The 23,694-nt window shown below is 52.6% G+C and carries 16 protein-coding genes; 1 reads left to right on the top strand and 15 read right to left on the bottom strand.

Going from position 1 to position 23,694, the window contains the following annotated elements:
* Positions 1 to 118: 118 nt before the first annotated feature.
* The 12 genes from ACFOLF_RS32615 to ACFOLF_RS32560 form a co-directional block, all read right to left on the bottom strand.
* A complete protein-coding gene (locus ACFOLF_RS32615; RefSeq protein WP_210044028.1) occupies positions 119 to 1,681 on the bottom strand; it encodes an extracellular solute-binding protein in 1,563 nt (520 codons plus the stop codon).
* A 44-nt stretch (positions 1,682 to 1,725) separates the two neighbouring features.
* Positions 1,726 to 2,607 (bottom strand): carbohydrate ABC transporter permease, encoded by an 882-nt coding sequence (locus tag ACFOLF_RS32610; RefSeq protein WP_210044029.1) that lies wholly within the window; start codon positions 2,605 to 2,607, stop codon positions 1,726 to 1,728.
* Positions 2,608 to 2,624: 17 nt separating this feature from the next.
* Positions 2,625 to 3,590 carry an ABC transporter permease gene (locus ACFOLF_RS32605; RefSeq protein WP_210044030.1) on the bottom strand — a complete coding sequence of 322 codons (966 nt, stop codon included), beginning with the start codon at positions 3,588 to 3,590 and terminating at the stop codon, positions 2,625 to 2,627.
* 548 nt (positions 3,591 to 4,138) lie between these two features.
* Positions 4,139 to 4,930, bottom strand: coding sequence for a DUF817 domain-containing protein (locus tag ACFOLF_RS32600; protein WP_210044031.1), 792 nt, complete (start codon positions 4,928 to 4,930; stop codon positions 4,139 to 4,141).
* Positions 4,931 to 5,156: 226 nt separating this feature from the next.
* The gene (locus tag ACFOLF_RS32595; RefSeq protein ID WP_210044032.1) at positions 5,157 to 5,324 is read right to left on the bottom strand and encodes a hypothetical protein; all 168 of its coding nucleotides are present in this window, start codon (positions 5,322 to 5,324) and stop codon (positions 5,157 to 5,159) included.
* Between the two features lie 50 nt (positions 5,325 to 5,374).
* Positions 5,375 to 7,483 (bottom strand): hypothetical protein, encoded by a 2,109-nt coding sequence (locus tag ACFOLF_RS32590; protein ID WP_210044033.1) that lies wholly within the window; start codon positions 7,481 to 7,483, stop codon positions 5,375 to 5,377.
* A gap of 109 nt (positions 7,484 to 7,592) precedes the next feature.
* Positions 7,593 to 10,232, bottom strand: a complete 2,640-nt coding sequence (locus ACFOLF_RS32585; protein WP_210044034.1) for a hypothetical protein — start codon at positions 10,230 to 10,232, stop codon at positions 7,593 to 7,595.
* 20 nt (positions 10,233 to 10,252) lie between these two features.
* Positions 10,253 to 11,341, bottom strand: coding sequence for a mandelate racemase/muconate lactonizing enzyme family protein (locus ACFOLF_RS32580; RefSeq protein ID WP_210044035.1), 1,089 nt, complete (start codon positions 11,339 to 11,341; stop codon positions 10,253 to 10,255).
* On the bottom strand, positions 11,338 to 13,536 hold the full coding sequence (locus tag ACFOLF_RS32575; protein ID WP_210044036.1) for a beta-galactosidase: 2,199 nt from the start codon (positions 13,534 to 13,536) through the stop codon (positions 11,338 to 11,340). The genes ACFOLF_RS32580 and ACFOLF_RS32575 overlap by 4 nt, the downstream gene beginning before the upstream one ends.
* Positions 13,537 to 13,732: 196 nt before the next feature.
* Positions 13,733 to 16,063 carry a helix-turn-helix domain-containing protein gene (locus ACFOLF_RS32570; protein ID WP_210044037.1) on the bottom strand — a complete coding sequence of 777 codons (2,331 nt, stop codon included), beginning with the start codon at positions 16,061 to 16,063 and terminating at the stop codon, positions 13,733 to 13,735.
* A gap of 216 nt (positions 16,064 to 16,279) precedes the next feature.
* Positions 16,280 to 17,338, bottom strand: coding sequence for a TolB family protein (locus ACFOLF_RS32565; protein ID WP_210044038.1), 1,059 nt, complete (start codon positions 17,336 to 17,338; stop codon positions 16,280 to 16,282).
* 28 nt (positions 17,339 to 17,366) lie between these two features.
* Positions 17,367 to 18,923, bottom strand: a complete 1,557-nt coding sequence (locus tag ACFOLF_RS32560) for an extracellular solute-binding protein (protein WP_210044039.1) — start codon at positions 18,921 to 18,923, stop codon at positions 17,367 to 17,369.
* 458 nt (positions 18,924 to 19,381) lie between these two features.
* On the opposite strand from ACFOLF_RS32560, the gene ACFOLF_RS32555 reads away from it, so the two are divergent.
* The gene (locus ACFOLF_RS32555; RefSeq protein WP_379219578.1) at positions 19,382 to 20,722 is read left to right on the top strand and encodes an IS3 family transposase; all 1,341 of its coding nucleotides are present in this window, start codon (positions 19,382 to 19,384) and stop codon (positions 20,720 to 20,722) included.
* Between the two features lie 113 nt (positions 20,723 to 20,835).
* Here ACFOLF_RS32555 and ACFOLF_RS32550 read toward each other — a convergent pair whose 3' ends face one another.
* The 3 genes from ACFOLF_RS32550 to ACFOLF_RS32540 all read right to left on the bottom strand — a co-directional run bounded on the left by ACFOLF_RS32550 (position 20,836) and on the right by ACFOLF_RS32540 (position 23,671).
* Positions 20,836 to 21,177 (bottom strand): hypothetical protein, encoded by a 342-nt coding sequence (locus ACFOLF_RS32550; RefSeq protein ID WP_210039309.1) that lies wholly within the window; start codon positions 21,175 to 21,177, stop codon positions 20,836 to 20,838.
* A 223-nt stretch (positions 21,178 to 21,400) separates the two neighbouring features.
* Positions 21,401 to 22,552, bottom strand: coding sequence for an ABC transporter permease (locus tag ACFOLF_RS32545; RefSeq protein WP_210039310.1), 1,152 nt, complete (start codon positions 22,550 to 22,552; stop codon positions 21,401 to 21,403).
* Positions 22,553 to 23,671, bottom strand: a complete 1,119-nt coding sequence (locus tag ACFOLF_RS32540) for an ABC transporter permease (protein ID WP_210039311.1) — start codon at positions 23,669 to 23,671, stop codon at positions 22,553 to 22,555.
* Positions 23,672 to 23,694 lie beyond the last annotated feature (23 nt).

Below are 23,694 nucleotides of genomic sequence, written 5' to 3'. Positions count from 1 at the left end.
GTTGTTCGCTTTGGAAATATAAGCAAAGTATAGCTCAGACTTTTTTACCTTCTTATATCTGAAAAAAAAGGTGGCGCAGAGGCCACCGAATGGTTGGTATGCTTTGCGGTTTGCGGGGCTATTCCCCGTTGAAGGCTTTGTAGGATTCGGCAAACTCCTGATACGCCTGCTTTATCTCCGGCAGGTTGTTCAACTTATCCACATAGGCCCGATAATCATCCATTGTGATCTGCCCTACTATGGCCTTGGTCACCATCGTCTTCCATTCATTCTCATATTTGGGCCATGTATCATTCCAGGTATTGGAGAACGAGTATTTGAAGGGACTTACTTTGCCGACCTGGTCGAAAATTTCCACGGCTTTCTTCTTCGCGTCGTTATACTCCTTGCTGCCGGAAGCGCTTTCCACTTTGCCCCACATGGAATAGGCAAGTACGCCTGCGCCCTTGCTGGTCGTATTGACCTCCTTCACACCCTGCTCCGTGAGCACTTTCTGTCCATCCACCACCGTGTGGTGAATGCCTTCGAGCCCATAGTAAGCGAAGCCCATCATTTCATCGGAAGCGGTGTAGTCAAAATACTTGAGCAGCTGCCTGACCTTCTCCTCCGGCACCTTTTTGGAAATATAATAACCGCCGGACACTCCGGTTTCGAGGGAAATCGCATCGTCGCCGCTTGGTCCCTGCAGGTGCAGGTTGAGTATTTCAGGATCGGGCTGCGTTCTGGCGATGGAATCCTCGAACTCCTTATCCCACCAGATGCTCCTTGCATACGAAGCTGCTCTGCCGGTTTTGAAGGCTTCCTCCGCCTGGGTTTTCTTCATGACGGAAAACTCCTTGGATAGTACCCCGTTATCGAACAAACCTTTGAACCACGCAACCATATCCGTATACTGCGGGGTCAAACGCGAATGGATAAGTCCGCCATCCTCATTATAGGTGGGGTCGAGCGCACCGAAGCCTGCGGCAAAGGCGTCGTCGCCGTCATTCACAATGACGCCGTGTCCGATCAAGCCGAGCGTGTCCTTCTTCCCGTTGCCGTCCGGATCGCCCTCCACGATTTTTTTCAAAGCCGCCGCGTATTCATCCAATGTCTTTGGTACAGGGATGTCAAGCTTCTCCAGCCAATCCGCACGTATTTTGACACCGAGGTCGATGCGGGAGCGGGAACGGGGAACCGCATAAATTTTGCCGTCGATCGACAAATACTTCTCCCAGTCCTTCGCCAGATTCTCCTTCAGATTCGGATATTCGCTGAAATCGCCCAGCAGCGGCGTCAGATCCCAGAAAGCGCCGTTCCTGGCCGCGCTGCGCAAGGTGGGCCAGCTGAAATCCGGCGATGAGATAACCTCGGGCAGATCGCCGGAAGCAAACAGCAGGTCGGCCTTCGTTTTGAGATCGCCGTCGGGCACCCACTCGATATCCAGCTTCGTGTTCGTTCTTTTTTGCCATTCGGTCCAATAGGCATTGTTCATGTCCGGAACTTCATTATAGAGGCCGGCGAACATCTGGATCGTTAAGGGCTCGCTGTCCCCGCTGGCTTCTCCGCTTGGGTTATTGCCGGAAGCGGGGTCGTCCGTATTGGCCGTCCCCGCATTGTCGCTGGCGCAGCCGGCAAGCAGCGAGAGAATGAGCAGGAAGAACACCCCCGCGGATACCGCCCTGGCTTTTGTTCTTTTCATCTTTTTCCATCCTCCCTGATCAATGAAATGGTCAACATACTAACTCATCCTTTAACCGAGCCCAGCATCACTCCCTTGGCAAAATGCTTTTGCAAAAAAGGATAAACGATCAGAATGGGAACCATCGCCAGCACAATCGACGCCATGCGGATCGTTTCCTGGGGTATGACCCGGTCGTCCCCGCCTGCTCCTGCCTGGCCCACCCCATTCGAATCGGAGTCGATGACGAGCGTCTTGATCAATACCTGCAGCGTCCATTTTTTGGAATCGGAGATATAGATCAGCGCGTTGAAATAGGTGTTCCAGTGCGAGACCGCAAAAAACAAAGTAAACGCGGCAATCGCCGGCATGGAGAGCGGAATTACGATGCGCAGAAACACGCCCAGGTCCGAGCAGCCGTCGATCCGCGCCGAATCCTCAAGCTCTGCAGGCAGTGATTCCAGGAAGCTTTTGATGACGATAAGGCTCCAGGCATTGGTTAAAGCCGGCCAGATTAAGGACCAGTAGGAATTCAGCAGCCCCAATTCCTTGATCAGCAAATAGCTGGGAATAATGCCCGCATTAAACACGAGGGCGAAGATGACAGCGCTGATCATAATCCCCCGGCCTGGCATTGCCTTTTTCGTCAACGCATAGGCCAGCGAGAATGATACGATGACATTCAGCGCGGTACCCACCACGGTAATGAACACGGTGCTTTTCAGTGCATTGATGAAGCTGTTGGTCGATAAAATGTACCTGTAGGAAGAAAGCGACCACTGCTCCGGGAACACATAGAACTTCAGGGGAACATACACTTTGGGATCGGTAAAGGAAACGCTGAATACGTAAATGAAAGGGAAAATGCAAATGAGCGAGATCAGGGAAAGCAGCGAATAGTTAACCCAATCGAACAGCGTCAGTTTCTTGCGCGAGACAAAACTCATAACCGTACCTCCCACCGTTAATAAATGCCCTCATGCCCCATTCGTTTGACTATATAATTGCTCGATAAGACCAGCACGAGCCCGACAACGCCTTTAAACATGCCCACGGTAATCCCGGCGCTGATCTGCCCCCTCAGAATACCCTGCGTATACGCATACGTGTCGAATACTTCTGCCACCGACATGACCAGGGGATTCTGCATCAGCAGCACCTGCTCGAAGCCGACGTCCACCATTTGGCCCAGCCGTAAAATCAGCAGGATAATAATGGTGGGCCGAATAGCCGGCAGCGTAATATTCCAGATTTGCCTCCAGCGGCTCGCACCGTCCATAACGGCCGCCTCGTACCGCTGCGGGTCGACCCCGGCCATCGCCGCGAGAAAGATTATAGTGCCCCAGCCTGCTTCCTTCCACATATTCTGAGCCGTCATCAGCCCCCAAAAGTAATTCGGGTTCGATAGAAACGAGACGCTTTCGCGGCCCGACTCCGTTATCAGCTTATTGACAATGCCGACATCCGTGGATAGCACAAAAAACGTCATGCTGGCTACGACCACCCAGGATAAAAAGTGCGGCATATAGACAATGGACTGGTTAAACCGCTTGAAGGCCTCATGTCTGACCTCGTTCAACATCACGGCAAGAATGATCGGCACAGGGAACATAAAGACTAATCCGAAAATATTAATCGTTAAGGTATTGCGGAGCATCAAATAGAAATTATGGTCTGCAAACAGGTCGTTGAACTGCTTCATCCCGGTCCATTCGCTGCCCCAGAAGCCGCTGTACGGATTGTAATCCTTAAAGGCGATCAGCAGTCCCCACATCGGCAGAAATTTGAAAATCAGGAAATAAAGGATTCCGGGCAAAGCAAGCAAATATAAATATTTGTACTGCAATATTCGCACCCATAGACGGGAGTTTCCACTCTTCATGACGCGGTTCGGCAAACCGGCTTGCGCCGCAGCCGCTGGGTCCTTCATAGCCTTACACCTCTCTCTCATCACGGATATGTTGGTTAACCTTCCATCTAAACCTCCTGTGCCCTGATCATAAGGCAGCGGTTATGGGCATAAAAGAGACAAATCTTGAAGTGAGGGGCTGCGGGGCCGATCCGAAATTTCTGTCCAGTCCGATAATACCGGAAACTCTTCTATACTGCGGTTCAAGCGGACGTGAAGCGGACAGCTGCAGGCAGAGCAGAGCAAGAAATGTCCGGCCGCCCTTGCATTGTCGTTTGTATATGACCTGCTATCGAACGAAAAATCCCATCGATACTTACAAGATAAAATGAACGAAAAAAAACCGGCTCCGCCGTCCATTGACGGCGAAACCGGGTCCTGAGTTGCCTTGGCCATATCTTGTGCAGCTGGGTACTTCTGTGCCAATTTGAGGATGCTTATCCCACCTGTTTTTAAGCTCGTTAACATTCAGGGTTAGCTGCAGAAATCAATGGTTGAACCAGGTTCTTACCCCTTTGGTGAATTTCATGGTAGTTAAGTACATAAAGCCAGCAGTGTTCGATATCAGCTTAATCTTCGCTGTGCCGTGAATCATTCGTTTTCCTGCCAGCCTTGACATGTTTGAGCTGGGCGACAATGATGACGCTGATAATGACCAGAAGGAACCATGAGCTGATTTTACTGAAGCCCACCATCTGCCAGCCTTGTTGCTGGTCAGGATATTTCCAGGCATTAAAAAATGTGGCTATATTTTCGGCTAACCAGATAAAAAAACCGACAATGAAAAAAGCAAGTGTCAGGGGCATTCGATAAGTAGTGGTCCGGACCCGATAGATGATCCATGTTTTCCAAAAAACAAGAAGTACAAGCACCGTCAGCCACCAACGAAAATCAGGAATAAAATGATGGGTGAAAAAGTTCAGATAAATAGCTCCTCCCAGTAATCCCGCAGAAGCAAGCCCCGGCCAGCCGGTCATATCCATCTTAAGCCTGCGCCATACCTGACACATAAAGCTTGCTACACTTGCATACATAAATCCGCTATAGAGCGGTACACCGAGGAGCTTCGTAAACCCGGGCTCAGGGTATGACCATGATCCCATCCTTACCTTGTAGATTTCCAGCAGCAGGCCGATAACATGAAAGACACAGATCACTTTAATCTCATCGCGTGTCTCCAATCCGCTGCGGTACATCACGTACTGCACTGCAAGCAGGATGAGAAGAATGGCATCATAACGGTAAATGACGGGCAGCTCTACTACGCTGGAGAGTGCTAAAGTTCCGAAGACCGCAACAGGAAATATGCAGCTCATCGCCTGATGATAGCCAAAATGCAGCAGTTGTACAACTGGTTTCATTGACGTTATCTCCCCGGATGGCTTGCCATTTTTAAAAGGAAAGCGGAGCGGCTGTTTCGAAAGTCTAGATTAATCGCCAAGTTGTTCACCTCAGACCGTTTAAAAAAGTGTTGTTCCTCGTTCCATAAAGTACACCTCAATTAGTTAGTGATAATTTGAATTTAACACATGATTTATCGTTTTACAATATATTTTAGTTGTTATACAATGTATTACCACGTCTATCTTACGGGCAATGGCCCATGATGACGCCCAATCGCTGGCCGATCGCAAGCGTCGACCAGCCGAGTTGACAGAGGGCCGCCAATTGACCGCGTTCGACTATTATAAATGCCGCAAGCTCAATAAAAAGCCTGCGGCCGCTTGGTAAACTGCGGTCGCAGGCTTCGTTCATCTGACAATCAACTCAACTCAACTCATTCTCGCGGCTGTACATATGATTACCTATTCTTCGGCCGCATCCTGCGGACCGGCGAACCCTCTTGCCAGCTCAATATCCTGGCGCACATCCTCCAGATAGTACGGATAGCCGAATGTTTGTTTGACTCTAGCCATATAATAGGGCTTGTTGTGCAGACTCCAATAATGGCCCAAGCGCTCCCAATGCCCGGCGGCCTGCTCCAGCAGCGCAACCGCTTGCTCCCTGCGCTGCCCGTTGCCGTCTCGTCTGTACCGGTTCAGCTCCAGCGCGGCGGCAAATTTGCACTCGTAGTAACGGCCCATCTGCGCATATGCCATCAGATCATATAACGTGCATTCCGCATGTCCGCCGCGCAGCCCTCCAAGCTCCGATTCCAGCCTGCTTGCGGCTTGTTCGGCCTGCGCGGATGACTCTCTTAACATTCCGATAATGTTAATCGGCGTTTCCTCATAGCTTCCCGCCGCTTGCTCCAATATGCCTTCATGCTCCGCTTTTGCATACTCGGAAATTCCCATCACGCCGACTCCCGGCATCGGAACACCGTCTGCGAAATCAAGAATGGTCTTAAATCCGGTAACCTGCGACAAGCAGCTTTCCGCATGCCATTGAAAGTCATAATCGATCCAGAACAAGCGGTTGACCGCCGGGATGATCCGCGAGGCATGACGGAGTCCCTGCAGGAAAAGAGGAGCGTGCCGGGGGCCATATTGCTTTTCGAGCAAATAGGTCCATACCCGGTCATCCGTGTCCGGGTTATAGGAAAGCCGTCCCCATAATTGAAATTGGTACAAATGCCGCTCGTAATCGTAGGTCCACGTCTTATGCCCATGATCGACATGCTGGAAATCCCGGCCCCATACATAACCATCGGATCCCCAATAGAAACCTTTGACGTATGGCTTCTGCATGCCCTTTACATAGGAACGGACATAGTCCGGGTCTCCCCAGCGGTGTGTAAATACATCGTCATTGCGCACCGTAAACAGCACTTGGGTCGATTCCAGATCGATCCCCTCCCAGGCTCCCCACAGCTCCTCGAATCGGGGCACCGGGTGGGAGTAGCAGTGGGCGTTCGAATATTTCCAGCTGATATAAAAGAGTTTGGGATCAAACTGGCTTTGCACCATGTCTTTGATTTCCTTGCCCGCATTTTGCATATTCGTGCGGTGAATGAACGGAATGGCTCTGCCGGACTGCTTGATCGCTTCCACATAGGTTTCCACAATCCAGTTCTCCCGCTCATAGCCGCTGCCGTCCATCCATTCGCTGGCGGAGGTGCCCAGTCCCTTCAGCTCGGGGTACGTAATCAACAGCTGCAGCACCATCTCGCGGATGTAGTCCCTGATTAACTCCGACTGCCCGCGGAACCGGTTGAGCGGCAGACCGACCCGATGGATGAGGTCATCATACATATTGCCGAAATCCCCTACGTTCTCCGGCAAGCCGAGACCGCGCGCCGCTTCGGGAGTCAGACGGATATTCCAGGTGAACAGATAGATGTCAATGCCCCTGTCCGCCGCATGCCGGAACAGCTCGCGGAAAAACCGGATATTCCGGTCGATCTCCACATCGCTGAACGGATTCGCCGCTCTGTATTTGGACGAGACGACCATAAGATGGTAGGGGTGCTCGCTCCACAGGCTCAGGCAGTTATAACGGTTAAGTGCCAGCATATCCAGATAGGATCTCCAAAAGGCGATATCCATGCAGGTCTGTTCATTAAGCACGAACGGATCTCCGGAATCGAACGGGACATACGGCAGATTATATTTGATCCCGCGTATGCCAAGCGCAGGCTTCTGGCTGATTTCCTCGCCATCCGCAAGCTCCGTGCCTGTCGCAAGCCGTTCGGCCCATTCCAGACAACCATACATCACACCGCGCGAATCGGAGCCTTCTATATAAACAAGCCCGCCCTCCCGGTATATCCGGAACGACTGGTCTTCATAACGGGGGGCCTTCCCCCGCTGTGCCGGCACTCTTCTGGCAAGAATGCCCTCTTCAGGCAGCCGTACCGTCCCATGACCGGAAAACTGCTCGATGAAAAACAAACCGCTCCGCTCGAGACTTTGCTTAAGCTGCTCTGCGCCGAATGAAATGATCGGGTCTTTATGATCGTATATGAGCTTCAATGTGGGTTCCCTCCAATTAATAGTACTAACGCTGATGGTCCACTCTGTTTTGCGTGGCAAGCCACAGGAAAGACCGCAGCGCACATGTCTGTGCTGCGGTCTGGTCCATTTATGATTCCTGCCTTAGAAGATAGTACGGCTGGTTGGACAGTGTTTCGTTGAAGCCGGGGGAGAGCCATGCATGCCCTGAACCATCCCTGAGCTCGAAGAAATAGATGATCGGATAAGGCGTGTCCGTATACCCTTCCGGTATACTCGCGACATACTGTTCTCCCTCCCTCTTCATATCGGTCACTTGATAGCTCTCTACTTGATTCGCATGCCGGTAATGAAGCTGAATTTGCCACTCCGCCGAAGCCTCCGGTACGGATAAGAACAGTTTAACTGCCTCCCCCTTGCGGAACACCGCCGGCGGGGTATGTTCCACCGCCGGTTTTTCGGCAGCGGATGGCGTAAATACGCCCGCGCTTGCTGTCTCCTTCTCCTGCGGGACGGCAGGGCCGGCATCCTCCAGCTCCTGTTCCAGCGCCGCGATATCCTCCTCGATTAGAGGCAGGCGGTCAGCCCAATGCCCTCTCATATAAGGCACATATCCGAAGGTGATGTCTTCACGGTATATCCCTTGTGTGCTTTCGATGACACTCACCCAGGCTTCTTTGGCAGACTGGTAGAATTGCAGCGCCTCCCGCAGCTGGGCCGGGTCTCCGGTTCGTTCGAACAAGGCATAGGCAACGCCTGCGCGAAGCTTGCCGGCAAAGAAATGACCCAGGCCCGCCTGCGCCGATACGTCTATCTTCCAACGCCTGAATGAATGGGACTCATGCTCGTTAATCATGGATACCGCCTCGGCAAGCTCAGTCATGGCCCTATCCGCAAAGCCGGTTAGTTGGGCGGCAACATCAAGCGGGGAGTATTTGCCGCTGCGGTTCCCCTGCAGCAGGTCATCAGCAAAATCGTCAATCCGGTAAAACATGGCCGGATCAAGCGGGCTGACCGCTCCGAACGTTTTGGGCTCCGGCGTGTCTCCGTATTGGACCAGCTTGCCGGCAGACCTGGCAATGGGCATATTGGCATACATCTCCGGCCAATAATGGTTGTTGGCCGCAGAAGGCAGATGCGCTGCCGTCACAAGCGGCAGAATCCGGCTGGCATGCGCCAGCGCCTCTTCGGCGGCAGGAGCCGCTTCACCGAATTCAAACCGCAAATACCGCCGCCAGGAGTCGGGCCGGGCATCCGGATTATACAGCAGCCGGCCCCACAGCCTGTAGGTGTACAGGTATTTCTTCCATTCTGCGCCTGCAAGTCCGAGCGAAGCATCGGCGTAAGGCTCGCGTCCTCCCGGCGATCCGGTTCCTTTTCTGGCTTTGAAGGCTAATGGCTCGCATAATTCCACGCCCAATCCGCCGCCGAAGCTGCCGAGCCGCCCATATCCGGCAGCCATGGCGGGATCGCCCCACAGCAGCACCCGCTGCGTGCCCGGCCAAATCCGGTACAGCACGCCGTATTTGCGGTCTTCCTTCAAGAAATCCGCGTAACCGTAACGGGTGAATTTTCTGTACGTGGCGGTAATCGCCATCAAGTCCGGCCGGTCCGTATCCTCGGCTGGAAGCTCGGTCTGACGGATTGCCGCCTGATGGTATGGAGGGCCCATATGCTCCGCCCAATATTTCGGCGACACGACGACGGGAAGACCCGTTTCGATCGCCACCTGCAGCATCTGGTCATCTACGCCCTTGGCATGCAGATCAAGCTCCACCGGGCGGCCGGCTTTCAGAATACCGGAGAACACAATCTTCCAGAACTCATGGGCCGGCTCGGGGATGCCGCCCTCATAATGGGTGCGTATCGTAATGCCTTCCACGTCCGGACAAGCCTGAATCAAGGCCCCAAGCGCATCCCGGCAATAAGCGGCATGGTTGTCAGGGTTAACCCCTTCGATCAGGTAATTGGCGTCGGGACTATCGCTGGGATCGTAGGCATGTGTCCAGATGCCTAACTGAAAATGAACGCCTCTGAGCCTGGCTTCCTTGCTGATAAAGCGCAGCATATCCAAATTCCGCTCCGCTTCTCCCTGCGGCAGCCCTTTCACTTTGACATCATAGCCTGGCAAATCCAGCAAATAGGGGTAGGCAAAGCAGAAATAATTGTCCTTGACCCCGGGATCATGCCCGTAATCGTACCCCATGCCCAAAGCAAGGTGGAGCCGGTTGAACCGGTGTGTGGCCAATTCGGTCAAATACTCAAGCCAGAACGCTTTATCGTAAAACCATGGTTTATCCTCGACCTCGCTCACGAATAAACGGTTGATGCTGCGGACAGGTGCAGCGGGCTTTTCCGCATAAGGCTTGATTTGCGAAAGCCCGGCCAGAGGATCTGCGGAATACTTCACGATATCCGCCAGCTCCAGGATGGCATATACAATCCCTTGAGGGTCGCTGCCGGCAGCGTTAAGAACCGGTCTGCCTTCTGCATTCTGCCAGGACAGACCAAATGACTCCGCTTCCTGCGGGACGTTCACGCTGCTTCCCTTGTCAGCCCCATGCTCCGGATCAGGGCCGGAAACAAGGATGCAAAGGCCCGCTCCGTGCCCGGACAATGCATCGATTCCCTTCATTTCAGTTACAGTAATGCCCTGCTGACGGCAGGTCTCCGCCAAGTATCCGATTGCCCAATCCACCGAGCGGTCATGGGCGGCAGAATCCGCTGAATGCCTCACCAGTGACAGCGTCATTTCCGCATGATTATCCATAAGAACATCTCCTCATATAATCAGATTTGACTGATTCTATATTCAGCTTTGGCCAGCCATTCGGGATGAATGGTGACGCCCCATCCGGGACCGTCCGGCACATGCACCTTGCCCTCCTCCACCTTAAGCCCGGAGGTGAACAGCCCTTCCGTCCAGTGATCGGGCTCGATGGAAAATTCCACGAACCGGCCAGCATTAGGTACAGCAGCAGCCATATGCAGGGTAAAAATAGTCACCATCGACAAGTTGGCCGCGTGGGGGGTACAGGTCATTCCGGCCGCCTCCGCCATCTGTGCTACCTTCAAGGCCCGGCTCAAGCCCCCGATGTAACAAATATCGGGCTGAACGATATCCACCGCATGCATGGAGATCATCCTCTGAAATTGCGCCAGATCCGTATCCTGTTCCCCGCCGGTAACGGGAAGCTCCAGCGCATCGGCCACCTGCTTCGTCCATTCCAGCTGCGGGTAGGGACAAGGCTCCTCGTAATGGCAGACGCCGTATTGCTCCAGCATATGTCCGACCTCGATGGCCCTGGCCGGTGTAAATCCGCTGTTCGCGTCTACATAAAGATCAGTTCTGTCTCCAATGGCTCTGCGGACAGCCGGTACGATCTCCTCCGTCCTGCCCGGGTAAACGTCCGTATCGCTGCCGAAATTTTTGCCGATACGGATTTTGAACGCCTGGTAGCCATGCGCATCCTGAAGCCTCTGCAGCCGGTCCGCTTCCTCTGCGGGGGAAATATCCCGCCGCATGCTGGAGCCATAGACCGGAACAGCCCGCGGCTGGCCTCCAAGCAGCTCGCATACGCTTTTCCCGAGCCTCTTCCCTTTCAAATCCCATAAAGCCGTATCCAGCCCGCCGACGGCTCTGCATATGTAGGAGCCCGGGAACTTATGCTCCGCTTCCACGCATCGCTCCGCCAACGCGGCAATGTCTTCCGCATCCGCGCCAAGCGCGTGCGGAGCAATTTGCTGATGCAGCACCAATGCCGAGATATTGGCATGATAGGGCGCGATTTGCCCGAAGCCCTCCTGCCCGTCCTCGGTTCTCACCCGCACGAAGCTGATCTGCTTATTGGTAAAGGTTTCAATGCTTTTGATTTTCATGGCTCTATCCTCCCGTTCGCTTCCGCCGCATCAGCAGAGGTGGATTCCCTGGGAGTTGATCCCGATCCCGGTCCCGATCCCAGTTTCAGCACCAGCGCATCCCTGCCATGCAGCGTCATCTGCAGCCTTTGTTCTTTCCGCGCATAAACCGCTTCTCCCCAATACCTGCAAATGACAGCAAGACCATCCAAGCCTTGGGACAGCTCCACTTCCGCTGTCCGTTCTTCCCTATCCGGATTAAGAATCCACAGATACAATCCGCCGTCCCTGCCTGCGGAGAGCCGGGCTTGAAGCCGGTGATCGGAGACCCGTACATGCTGTTCGACGCCTGCCCAGGCTAATACCTCCAGGAAATACTTGCGGTTTACCGGATCTTGCGTCCGGTAATAAGCCTCTGAAGGGAATGTTCCGATGAGCAGCGTTCTTCCGCTGCCATAAGCATGCTCGATGACCGCCGCGCTGCCATCCCCATAGCGCCCCCGCACCTGCCCGCCGGAGAGGGCGGCATAGGACTGGGAATAGATCCCTCCGCGCACCCGTCTTCCATCCCAATCCAGCTCCAGCGTGCCCGAGATATCCGGCATAAACTCGACATGTGTTTCAGCGGCTCCGAACAGTTCATTCAGCCCGTAATTAGGCTGCTGCGCTCCCGCTCTGCCCCTTTCTCCGAAGTAAGCCGGACAGCCTTCACTGATCAATATCCCCCCGCTTCGCACCCACTCCTGTATCCTTTGCGAGTGCTGCCGGGTCGCCATAATCGGATAAGGCCAATAAAGCACCTTGTAATCTTCAATATGATCGATATGCACCCAGTCTGCCTGGATGTTGTTGTCGAAGAAGCCCTGATAGGCTCCCCACATCGACTGGCTGTACCATTCGCCCCGCATTTCACGATTCAGCAAATAATCGAATGTTTGCGTTTCCGGCATGACCAGAATCCCTATATCACCTCGGATAGGCTCCGCTTCGAGCAAATCCTTCTGGGCTTCATCGTTTGTCCAACGGGCCAGCCTGCTTGCCATAGACGAGCGGTCCGTCCGTGAGCCGTCCATGGCATAAGCGCCGAAGGCACCGAACAGGGGGCCGTCGAGCAGCGGACGCCACCTTGGAAACAAAAGCCCGCGGGCGCCTCCGGCAAACGAGATCATCTGCCAGATCCGGATATCCTCCGGCTCTGTCATTCTTCCATCCTCTCTCGGACGGCCGATAACCTGGGGCTGCAGCCAAAGCGGACCGCCCTGAGCCTCCGCATGCCAGAACGGTTTGCCGCGCGAGGCGGAGCGCACCAGATCGACGGCATGCCACTGCTTCCAGGGCTCGCCGCCCTTGCGGGAGGCTACCCAGGTAAACCCGTAAACGTCCACTTTAGAGGCTGCGAGCCAGTCATCCGCCCCCATGGACGCCATAATGTGAAGACTGCCGGCAATCCCGTGCGCCGTGATCAGATTTTGGTTATCAAGGCTGCGGATCAGATCGATCCTCCACTGCATATGCTCGTAGAAATTGTCTTTCTTGAACGCCAACCAGTCCATACATTCCGGGTAAGGGGCGGTTTGCGCCGGAGGCTCCACCTGCTCCCAGGCGGTATAGCTGTACCTGTGCCAGACCTGATTCAATTCCTGCAGGCTTGAATATTTGTCCTTGAGCCATTGACGGAACTTATCCTTCGTAAAACGGCAGTAACAAATATGCGGAGAATAATTGCACTCATTCCATACGTCATAACCGGCCAGCGCTTCATGATCCTTGTAGCGGAGCACCAGATTCGTCAGGAAGCGCCCGGCAAGCTCCTTTGCTTCCGGACAATCCAGACACAAGACGCCCGAGGAGCCGTCACCGAAGCCTCCAGTGGCGCTGCTGCCGCTCAATTGTGTCTTGAGACGGCTTCCGTCCGATCGCATATGCACCGCTTCCGGCATTGCATGTACCGCCCATTCCGGAACGGATGTGATCATCTCGGCGGCGATGGTCTGAATGCCGTGCTGCGCCGCCAAATCCATCTGCCGGTCGTAATCGGTCCAATCATACACGCCGGGGGCCGTTTCGATCGCTCCCCACATGAACCAGTGCCGGAACATATTCATTCCGTCTTCACCGGCGACCGCATAATCGCGCTGCCATTCTTCGCCGGGCGGATTCGATTTGCGGAAATATACCGCACCGTAAGGCAGCTGCGGTTTTCGTTTTTGAACCATAGCCATTCGGCCTCCTTCCATCCACAAACGAGGAACAGCGCTTCATTCCACGTTTAACGATTATGCTGCTCGCTGCTAACCTGATATTATCGATACCTCCGTCTGCATGTAAGGGACAATTCTTGACCAACTTCCCGTTTCCGGCCGGTTCACAATTTCCGTCCGGCAAGAGCAAAAACTGTCCAACCCTCCCTTTTTACCGGTTTCTTGACCTGAATGCGCTGGGGGTCATGCGCGAATATCGCTGGAAGATACGGTTTAAATTCCGCTCCGAATATCCGATCGCCGTCGCGATATCGCTGACGGTCCGATCCGATTCGAGCAGCAGCCTTTTCGCCTCCACAACCTTGCAGTCGACGACAAAATCGAGAAAATTCATGCCCATTTCTTTTTTGAACAGCCGGCTCAAATAAGAAGGGCTCATCCCCACCATATCCGCACAGCTCACCAGCGAGAGGTCGTTGTTGCAGTTCTCCTTGATATGCCGGCAAACCTGCTTGACGGCCGATTGGCCTGTCTCGCTCCTGTAGTTTTCCGCCAGCCACTTGTAGAGAGGAAAGATGCTCTCGACGAACCACTCGTAGATTTCCCGGGATGTTTGCTTGTTCTTGAGATGTCCGAATAAATTATGCTCCAGGATGTCAACGAGGCTGCCCCCCTGCCTTTCCAGAGAATGAATCACGGCGGACAGCAGCACATAATAGCTCTGATAGACTAATATATAGGAATGGGAGCTGCGGAGCGTTTCGGAGAATTGGGATAAATGGCGGCCCGCTTCTCCAGGATCTCCGGTTTCCAATGCCTCGACAATGGCTGTTTCCAATTCCTGCGGATAACGGAACAACGCCTGTTTCTTGCTGCGTTCCATATCGTCAATGAACAAGACATGCTCGGATAAACGAAAAATCCGGTTCTGCAGCGCGATCTCCGCCTCTTTGTAAGAAACCGGGACATCCGCTGTATGGGAGTAAAACCGCCCGACGCCTACGGACACGTCAAAGGACAGGACATTCTTGAGCGAGGCGCATACAGAGTTCGCATACTCAAGAGTCTGACTGCGCATAACCGACAGCTCGGTATCCTGACCGAACTGCAGAAGGGCGACGCCCCTTCCCTGAAAGGGGATGACATAGCCTTGAATACGGGCATCCGATTGAAGCAGCTCCTGCATGACATTGGCGATGGCAAACGCGATAATGCTTCTCTCATCAGGCAGGAAACGTTTGTCCTTCGAGATATTCTCCACTTCTGCAATCAGCACCACATTGGTGGAATCAACGGATATCCCGTACGTGATGGAATCGCGAATGAGAGAATCATTTCTGACATAATCGCCGCTCAGCAGCTGCTGCAAGCATTTTTCCCTAAGCGAAGGCTCGATTTGCTCCATGAAGGTGCCCAGCTTTTCGGCCTCGTTATTCAAGAAGTCCAGACATTCCTTGATATAGTCGAACTCATTGTCTTTATTCTGGATTCTTCCGAAGCTTAAGGTTCTGCTGTGCTTGATCAGCTCCCCGATCGGGTTGTACGCTTTCTTCGTATTGAAGTAAGTCAGCAGAACGCCCACGGCAATGAAAAACAACAGCACAAGCAGCGTAACTCCCCGGATCCAGTTGATTTGTCCGGCGATGATTTTCTCGGGAATCACCGTCACGTAGGTGCGTCCGAAAACATTTTTCTGGTACAGATACTGCGCCCGGTCCCCGTCAATCCCTTCCGCGAAGAAGCTGTCGGTCGTTTTGCCGGAGGTGCGGATTTTCTCGAGGCTTTCCATCTGATTAAGCTTTGAATAGATGTCTTCCGAACCTGTACTGCCGTTTTGGAAAAGCTTCTGATAATTCAGTACGAATAAGTCCTTTTCCTTCGGAACTATAATTGTATCCGTTTGCAAAAATTTGCTGATTGCGGAGGTTTCAATTTCAAACGCCAATACTCCCTGCGCCTTCCCGCTCCCCAAAATTGGCAGCAGCCGGGCGAATGTGATGTAGCCGTCCTTCTTCCCGGCAGGCATAATCGTCCACTGGGACAGATTGCCGTCCAGGATGAGCCGGTCGATGTCTTCCCCGTATGGATATTTTTCCTTATCGACCGTGCCGTAGCGGTTGGACAACACAGTTTCTTCCGCCCTGTTATAAAAAAAAATCTCATCGATAAAGCTGTTGGTATTTTTGAACATGGCGATTTTATCCAAAATATTCTGATGCCAGATGATGCCGGATTCCTGATCAGGCTTGGTAAAAAAGTTCGTAAGGGCAGGATCGAGCGCCAGCTGAAGCGATTCCTGCTCTATCCCCTGCAGAATGCGTTCGGACCTGTCTTTCATCATCGTGAGGGATGACCGGCTTTCGCTGAGCATCTGCTGATTCATCCGGTTCATGGAAAATTGATAGTAAACCAAGCTGGCCAATAGGACGGGAACACAGACGGATATGCATCCAAGCCAAATTAACTTGTATAAATATTTTCCGCGGTTGGCAGCAAGCATGGAACCCGGCTGGCGTACCAGGGCTTCAATCCAGTTAACCATTATGACCCCCCAAACGATAATATTTTCGTCCGCTATCCTACTACAATTCGATGCCCGCATTGTCGAATCCTTGGGAGAATTTGCACTATTTTTGACGATGCAGGCAGAGACTTGCGGAATAACCGATAAAAAACGGTCCTGTTCGCAAGTTTGCGAGAGAACCGTTTTTGTTGTTAACCCCGAATTTCATCGAACCGCCCAAGCTGATTTTTGCCCTTACTGCCGCGTCGCAGCTCTGGATTCCGGTGTTTCCCACTGCGCCGCATACTCGCTTTTTTCCCACTCCTCCAAATTCATCAGTCCCAGACCCATTCCAAATCCCGGCTCGCTCGTGTAGGTGTTGACCATGAATGCCAGCCATTTGCCGTCCGGACTTACATTGGAATTGCTGGCTCTCCAGGGAGAGCGGTCAAAGAAGCGCGTCATCCGAACCCGCCTGCCGGTACCGTCCAGCTTCAGCTTCCATAAATCAAAGGGAGGGAACTGATTCACCAGATCGCAGGAGGATTCCAGGCAAATATGCTCGTGATCCGGGAAGATTCCTTCGCATTCATTATGCGTCTGCTCCTCTGTGATATAAGTGCGGACGTCGAGGGTCTTCAGATTAATGCCCCTTGTTACAGCCTTCCAATTATCCGGAGTCCTGTAGGGACTGCCGATATATTCGGCCATGATCACTTCCGTATCGTTATGGCGAAAATCCTGAGGCTCCGGATGGAAGCCGCGCACATTGCGGTAGATGACCCGGTCATCCCCAAGCTCCGGACCCTCCGGTCCATAAACGATGTCCGTCACATGACATTCGTAGTCCTCGGTTGTGCCGATACGCGGATCATGTCCTCCATGCATGGAGTATGTGATCCGGTTCGCTACTGCCGATACCCCCGCTCCTTCGGAAATTCTCCGGCCCAGCGGCTTGGGCGGAGAGCTGGCATCCTTATCCATGATCCAAAGCTCTGACTCCAGATATCTGCTGGTGCGGCGGTCTTTGAATTCTTTGGGACCGATGAGCAGATAATCTCCGTTTGCGAGGAACAGAACCCGCAGGAAGGAATGATGGTTTCCCAGATTTTTGGTCAAATTGCGGACCTCTCTGGTGGCCATATCCATTTCGCAAACATCCCCGTAATTCCGCTCGATAAAGGCAAGCCGTTTGCCGTCCGGAGACCAGTACGGGCGCTCGCCGTAATCAAGCAGCTTCTCATGAAACGGGGGAGGGTTATCCAGCACATGCTCTCCTTCATAGGCTTTATTGTCCGTGTTATAGATGGGCACAACAAATTCCTCCTTGGTTCATGCGGTTTTATTCTCCGAAATACTCTTTGTACATCGCGGCATATTCCTGGTACGCCTGCTTGAATTCCGGCATGGCGTTCAGCTTATCGACATAGGCTTTGTACTCGTCCATGGAGATTTGACCCACAATAGCTTTGGTGGCCATCGACTGCCACTCCTTCTCATATTTGGGCCAGACCTCCGTCCACTTGACCGAGGCGATAATATTGAACACATTGGTTTTGCCAACCTCGCCGTACACCTCGGCATCTTTCAGCTTGGCGTCGTTATAGGCTTTGGGGGCCGAGGCATTAAACACCTTCATTTTATTGTTGAAGGCCAATGCGAATACCTGGTTGGCGTTTGTAGTCACCTCTTTGATTCCAAGCTCGGTCAGCTGCGGCTGTCCGTCGACCAATGTGTGATGAACGCCTTCGATGCCAAAATAGTTGAAATCCGTGTATTCCATTGTGGTCGTTTCCTCAAAATAATCGAGAATTTGTTTAACCTTCTCCTCCGGCACCTTCTTGGAAATGTAATTCGCCCCGAAGAATGGCGGCACGAGCTGCACGCTGACCCCCTTGGGACCCTGCATGGGAGGAAGCGTAATGATTTCGGCATCAGGCTGCGTTTTCTTGTTCTCCTGCTCCCATGTGTAATCGCGCCAAATATTCCGGGTATAGGAGGCTGCGCGGCCGGTGGCGAACATTTCTTCCGCCTGCGTTTTCTTGATCGTCGTGAATTCCTTCGCCAGGATGCCGTCCGCATACAGCTTACGGAACCATTCCACCATATCCGTGTAATTAGGGGTTAATAAATCGCGAACCAATCCGCCCTCCTGATTGTAAAAAGGGTCCAGTGCGCCAAAAGCAGCCTCATAAGAGCCGTCCCCATCAGCCAGCAGGTAACCGTGACCGATGATGCCGATCGTATCCTTTTTCCCGTTGCCGTCGGGGTCCCCGTCTACAATTTTCTTGAGGGCTGCGGCATACTCATCGAGTGTCTTGGGTATGGGCAGATTTAATTTATCCAGCCAATCCTTTCTTATCTTGATGCCGGGATCAATGACAGGACGGTTGCGGGGAATCCCATAGATTTTCCCGTCGGATTTCATATACGTCCAGACATTCTGCTCGCTGTTGTTCTTGAGGTTAGGGTACTTGCTGAAGTCGCCAAGGAACGGCGTAAGATCCCAGAACGCACCCTGCTTGATGGCCATCTGCAGCGTCGGCCGTGTCACATTCTGGGCGACAATGATTTCCGGGAGATTGCCGGACGCCAGCACCAGGTCAAACTTCGTATCGTAATCTCCGGACGGGATCCACTCGACGTCAAGCGATGTGTTCGTCCGCTTCTGCCATTCCGTCCAATACTGGTCGTTCATGTCGGGAACCTCTGCAAACGAGGGCACCATAAACTGGAGCTTCAACGCTTCTGCAGCTGCGGCTGGTTCCGCGGCATTCGGAGTCCCCTCTTCGCTACTGTCAACAGCGGGCTCGTTCCCGTTTCCACCTGAACATCCTGCAAGCAGACCTATGAACAGGACCATGGACAGGGCATAACCATACAGCTTTCCTGCAATCATGCAAAACCTCCTCAAATATGAATTCTTTTCGGGCGCCACAGCATTTGGCGGCGCTTTCCATTCATATAGTAGCCCATTCACCAGCCGCAGGTTAGCGACAGTTCTTGCTCCTTTGCAGAATCGCAAGTTTTGTCCCTTCCGTTAATAAATTGTCTGTTCTATGATTGAAACAGAAGACCGCCTGGTTGTGGCGTGCCTTGTAACGTTTGCGTTCCATTATTCTTCTTTCGCCAAAGCAAGAAGAGCCGGCTGCGCCGTCTTTTGGCGGCAAAGTTAGTTTCTTCCCTCAGAGATATAAGCAAAGTATGATGAAATTTTATACGTTCTTATATTTTCAAAAAAAGGGACCCGGCTGCTGAACTGTGACCCGTAAGATGGACACTTTGAAAAAAGTGCCCCTCTTACGGGTCATTTTGTGTTTTAATCGAACTATATAACGACGAGCGAGGTATGGGATCATGGGAAAAGCTAGGGGAGCATCAAGAACCTTTACGGAACAAGAGATGAGGCAGCTGGAGTTAAATCCGAATGTACGCCGTGTATCGGACACCACCATCACGTACGCTCCAACATTTAAAACCGCTGCTGTTCAGGCCTATCTGGAGGGGCAGACGCCCATGGAAATCTTCTACGCAGCCGGTTTTAATATGGACGTCATCGGGCATGAGAAACCCAAAAAGTGTCTGTTACGTTGGCGACAGGTCTACGCCTCTCAGGGTGAAGCTGGCTTATTGGAGGAAAAGCGTGGAAAAGAAAGTACGGGGAGAACAACTGCCGGGGAATTATCGGTTGAAGAGAAACTCAGACGCGCGGAAGCCCGAATTAAGCTTCTTGAGGCCGAAAACGATCTTCTAAAAAAGCTCGAAGCGCTCGAAAGGCAAACCAATAAGGCCTTAACGTCTTCCGGGCGCTTTCAGATCATTAACCAAACCATTCGTAGGCATAGCTTGCGGCGTTTAACCCGCTTTCTGTGTCAGGCAGCTGAGGTCAGTACAAGTGGCTATTACCGCTGGTGCAGAGCCGAAGAAGAGCGTCAACTTCGAGAGGTTGTAGATGAATACGATGTGCAGCTTATTCAAACCCACTTTAACCAGCTCAATGGCAAAGCCGGTGCATTGGTGATTAAAATGCGGCTTGAACGACTTAACGGTGTTGTCATGAACCACAAGAAAATTCGTCGTTTGATGCGAAAATTCAAGCTAAGGGCCACGGTACGTCAAGCCAATCCTTATCGCAAAATGGCCAGAGCGACGCAAGAACACCGGACGTGCGAAAACCTTTTGAAACGGCAGTTTAATCCGGGCGAACCCGAAAAGGTGCTGCTCACAGACATTACCTATATGCGTTATGGTGGAGGCCAATGGGCGTATTTGTCCTGTGTGAAGGACGGAGCAACAAAACAGATCCTGGCGCATTGCTTATCTTCGACCTTGGAGCTTTCTATTGTGGAACGAACGCTGGAAAGATTGCAAACGCGATTGGATGGAACCCTCCACCCCGAAGCCATCCTTCACTCGGACCAGGGCATGCACTACACGCACCCTAAAATCCGCCACCTCATCCAGCAGGCGGGCTTCCAACAGTCGATGTCCCGTAAGGGCAATTGCTGGGATAATGCTTCTATGGAGTCCTTCTTTGGCCATATGAAAGACGAGCTCCTGTACAGCGACTGTCAGACGTTAAAGGAACTACGAGTACGTGTGAATGAATACATCTTGTACTACAACTCCGAACGCTATCAGTGGACATTAAAAAAAATGACTCCTGACGAATTCAGAAGTCACCTCTTGACGGCTTAGGGTTATAGGTCTTTTTTCAACATGGTCCATAAATCGGGTCACAGTTCATGCATGCAGCCGGGTCCTTTTTTGGGCAATATGCCTTTGATGCTCAAGCAACTTCAGGGTAAGGATTATAAAACACTGATCAGGTATTTGGCCCGCTCGGTCTCCAGAACCAATGCATCGTTCTCCTGCTTCGCATAGTTTAATCCCTGCAGCGGAATCTCGAAGGTGCGGGAAGGAAGCTCCTCTTCGCTGTCTTCCGTTATTACAGTACCCCGCCCGTGAAGCAGCAGCGCGCTGTCCGATGTATACTCATCGATGGAATCGCTTCGGCTGCTTCGATAATCGATATCGCTCAGCTCCAGGCGAACCTCGTCCAGATCCTCCTGCTCCTGTTTTCGGATCAGGAGCTCCTGGCCGGTATGGCTCTGCAGCCAGTCGACTAGCGATTGCCGTGATAATGTCATCATTCGTATCTCCTCCAGGACTGAAGCGGATTGTTTATGTGGTCAGAACCGCCGCTCCACGGTTGTTGTATTATTTTACCCACTTTAGGCAATTTCCCACCAGTAGATGCAAAATAAACACCGTTACTCCGTTATCAAGAAGAAACGGCTTCACCGTCCTATTGGCGGTGCAGCCGTTTCTTCCTTCAGAAATAGAAGCAAAGTATAGGGGAATCTTATACTTATGTTAAACAAAATTTCTCGTATCGTTGTTTCGTCCGAACTTGTAGGTTGCAATCAGGAAGAATACTACGGCGAACGCAAGCAGCACCGCAAGGTTGAACCAGATGCCACTGAGCGCGCCTCCCGACTGCAGCTTGCTGATCGACTGCAGCACCCAGTTCTGAGGCAGGAAATCCGCTATGCGGCGGATGGCCTCCGGCATGATGCTGATCGGGAAGAAGCAGCCGGATAACAGGCAGGTGGGTGTTACAATCAGGTTCTGCATTGCTCCTGCCATAGCCGTATTCTTGGAGAAAGCGACGACAACGAGCGAGAGACTAACCGATACCAGGGCGAACAGGGACATGATGCCGAGCATCTCAACTGCAGGAATACCGGGCTCGAGTCCGAAGATAACGAACATGAAGAACAGTGCAACCACAATCTGAGCCATCATGATGCACAAATTCACAAATACATTAGACATGACGTAGGTTCTGGCATCTACCGGTGAAGACAAAATGCGGAAATAAGTGCGGTTCTCGCGATTTTTGAGAATCAACTCCGAGAGGTTGACCGCAGACATCATCATAAACATGATCAGATAACCAATCGACTGGTAGGACATATCCTTGGTGGAGGATGTATCATTCACGGACTGTGCCGACAGCTTGAAGTCCGTTCCCCGATACGAATCGTACAGCTGCTCGAACTTTGCTGTATCTCCTGCTGATATTTTGCCGATGGCGGAGATATTGTCAATGTAGCCGGCCAGCATAGACTTCATATAAGCGGTCACCTGGGCGCCCTTGAGCGACTGGATTCCGATATGACCGGGTTTGCCTTCAAGCACGCTTTTCGAGAAGCCTGCGCCGATGACAATTCCGCTGTCCAGCTCCCCCGCTGCAAGCTGACTCTTCAGCTCGCTCTCTGTTAAGCTTACGATTTTCACATTATCCAGCCCCTGAACGAAGCCTGCCGTATCCGCCGCTATTGCTTCTGATCCATCCCCGTTCGCGACCCCAACCCGGAGCACCGTCTGTCCCGGGGACCCGTAGAGAAGGGTGGACAGCAGAATTCCGGCAACCGGGAGACCGAAATACAAGATCAGGTTGGAGGGCTTACGAAATGTGGTCCACAGCGTAATCCGGACCAGAAACCAAAAATCCTTCCACATTTACAGGCCCTCCCTGCGTTTCATAATTGTTGCCGATATGACGAGAAACAATACTGCAAGACCAAGGTTCAACCCCATAACCGGCCAAGCCGCCGATAAGTTGTTGGAATAGATAATTTCTGTCAATCCCCGATTCGCCCAGCGAATGGGGGACAGTTCCGTCACGAAGCTCATTATGCCACCGCCGACATCATCAACAGGGAAATAAGCGCCGCCGAAAAAGGAAAACAGCTGTACGAGCAGATTAACAAGTCCGCGTGATGAGGTCCCTTTCAGCAAATAGCTTGCCGCGAGCCCGAAGCTGGCCGCCATTACCACCTCCGTGAGCAGTACGAGCAGCACCAGGCCCAGATGATCGCCCCAATACGCTTTAAACGCAAATTTGCTGAAGAATACAATAATCACGACACATAGCATGTTAATGACAATATTGCCCATAATCTTGCCGATAAAAATTTCGCTTCTGCTCACCGGAGCCGCAACAAGCCGGGCCACCGTACCGCGTTTGATTTCACTGCGGATGAGCTCTCCCGCTGACATGGCGCTCCATAAGGCGATCATGACCGTCATGGCCAAAGCATAGTAATCCATCGATCCCGCCTTGCGGTCGGCAATGATCGAGGTTTCCTGAATATAACCTCCGCCGCTCCCCGCGAATACGAGACCGATTTTATCGGGATCGCTCTTTTCTACGGCTGCGGCCGCATTATATTTATCCGTAAAAGCGCTCAGCATCCCCTGCACGATATTGCCTTCGAGGGCACTGCGGTCGCTGCCGTACAGCGATATGCCGCTATCCGTTAGCTCCACATAACCCTGGTAACGGTTCTCCGCCACCTCTTCCCGTCCGTCAATGTCTGCCTTGGCCGTCTCGAACTGGACGCCTGTTGAGCCAATTTCCTTGGCGAATGCCTGGAAGGACTGGGACAGCATGCCGCTGCTTGTATCCTTGACGAGCACCTTCATACTGCCAATGCTTGCATTGCTGGTGAAAGCATTGGTCAGAGCCATGCCGAGAATCAGCATAAGCACGATGGGAAAAGCCAGCATGAAGAACAGCGTGCGCCGGTCGCGAAAATCCCTTTTGATTTCCTTCAGGGCAATCGATAACGTATTCATAGCCATAACCTCCTCTCTATGGA

Origin of the sequence: Paenibacillus sepulcri (genome assembly GCF_042647105.1) — a bacterium.
In the GTDB taxonomy this organism is placed as follows: domain Bacteria; phylum Bacillota; class Bacilli; order Paenibacillales; family Paenibacillaceae; genus Paenibacillus_Z; species Paenibacillus_Z sepulcri.
This window is presented reverse-complemented; position numbering and strand designations above follow the sequence as displayed.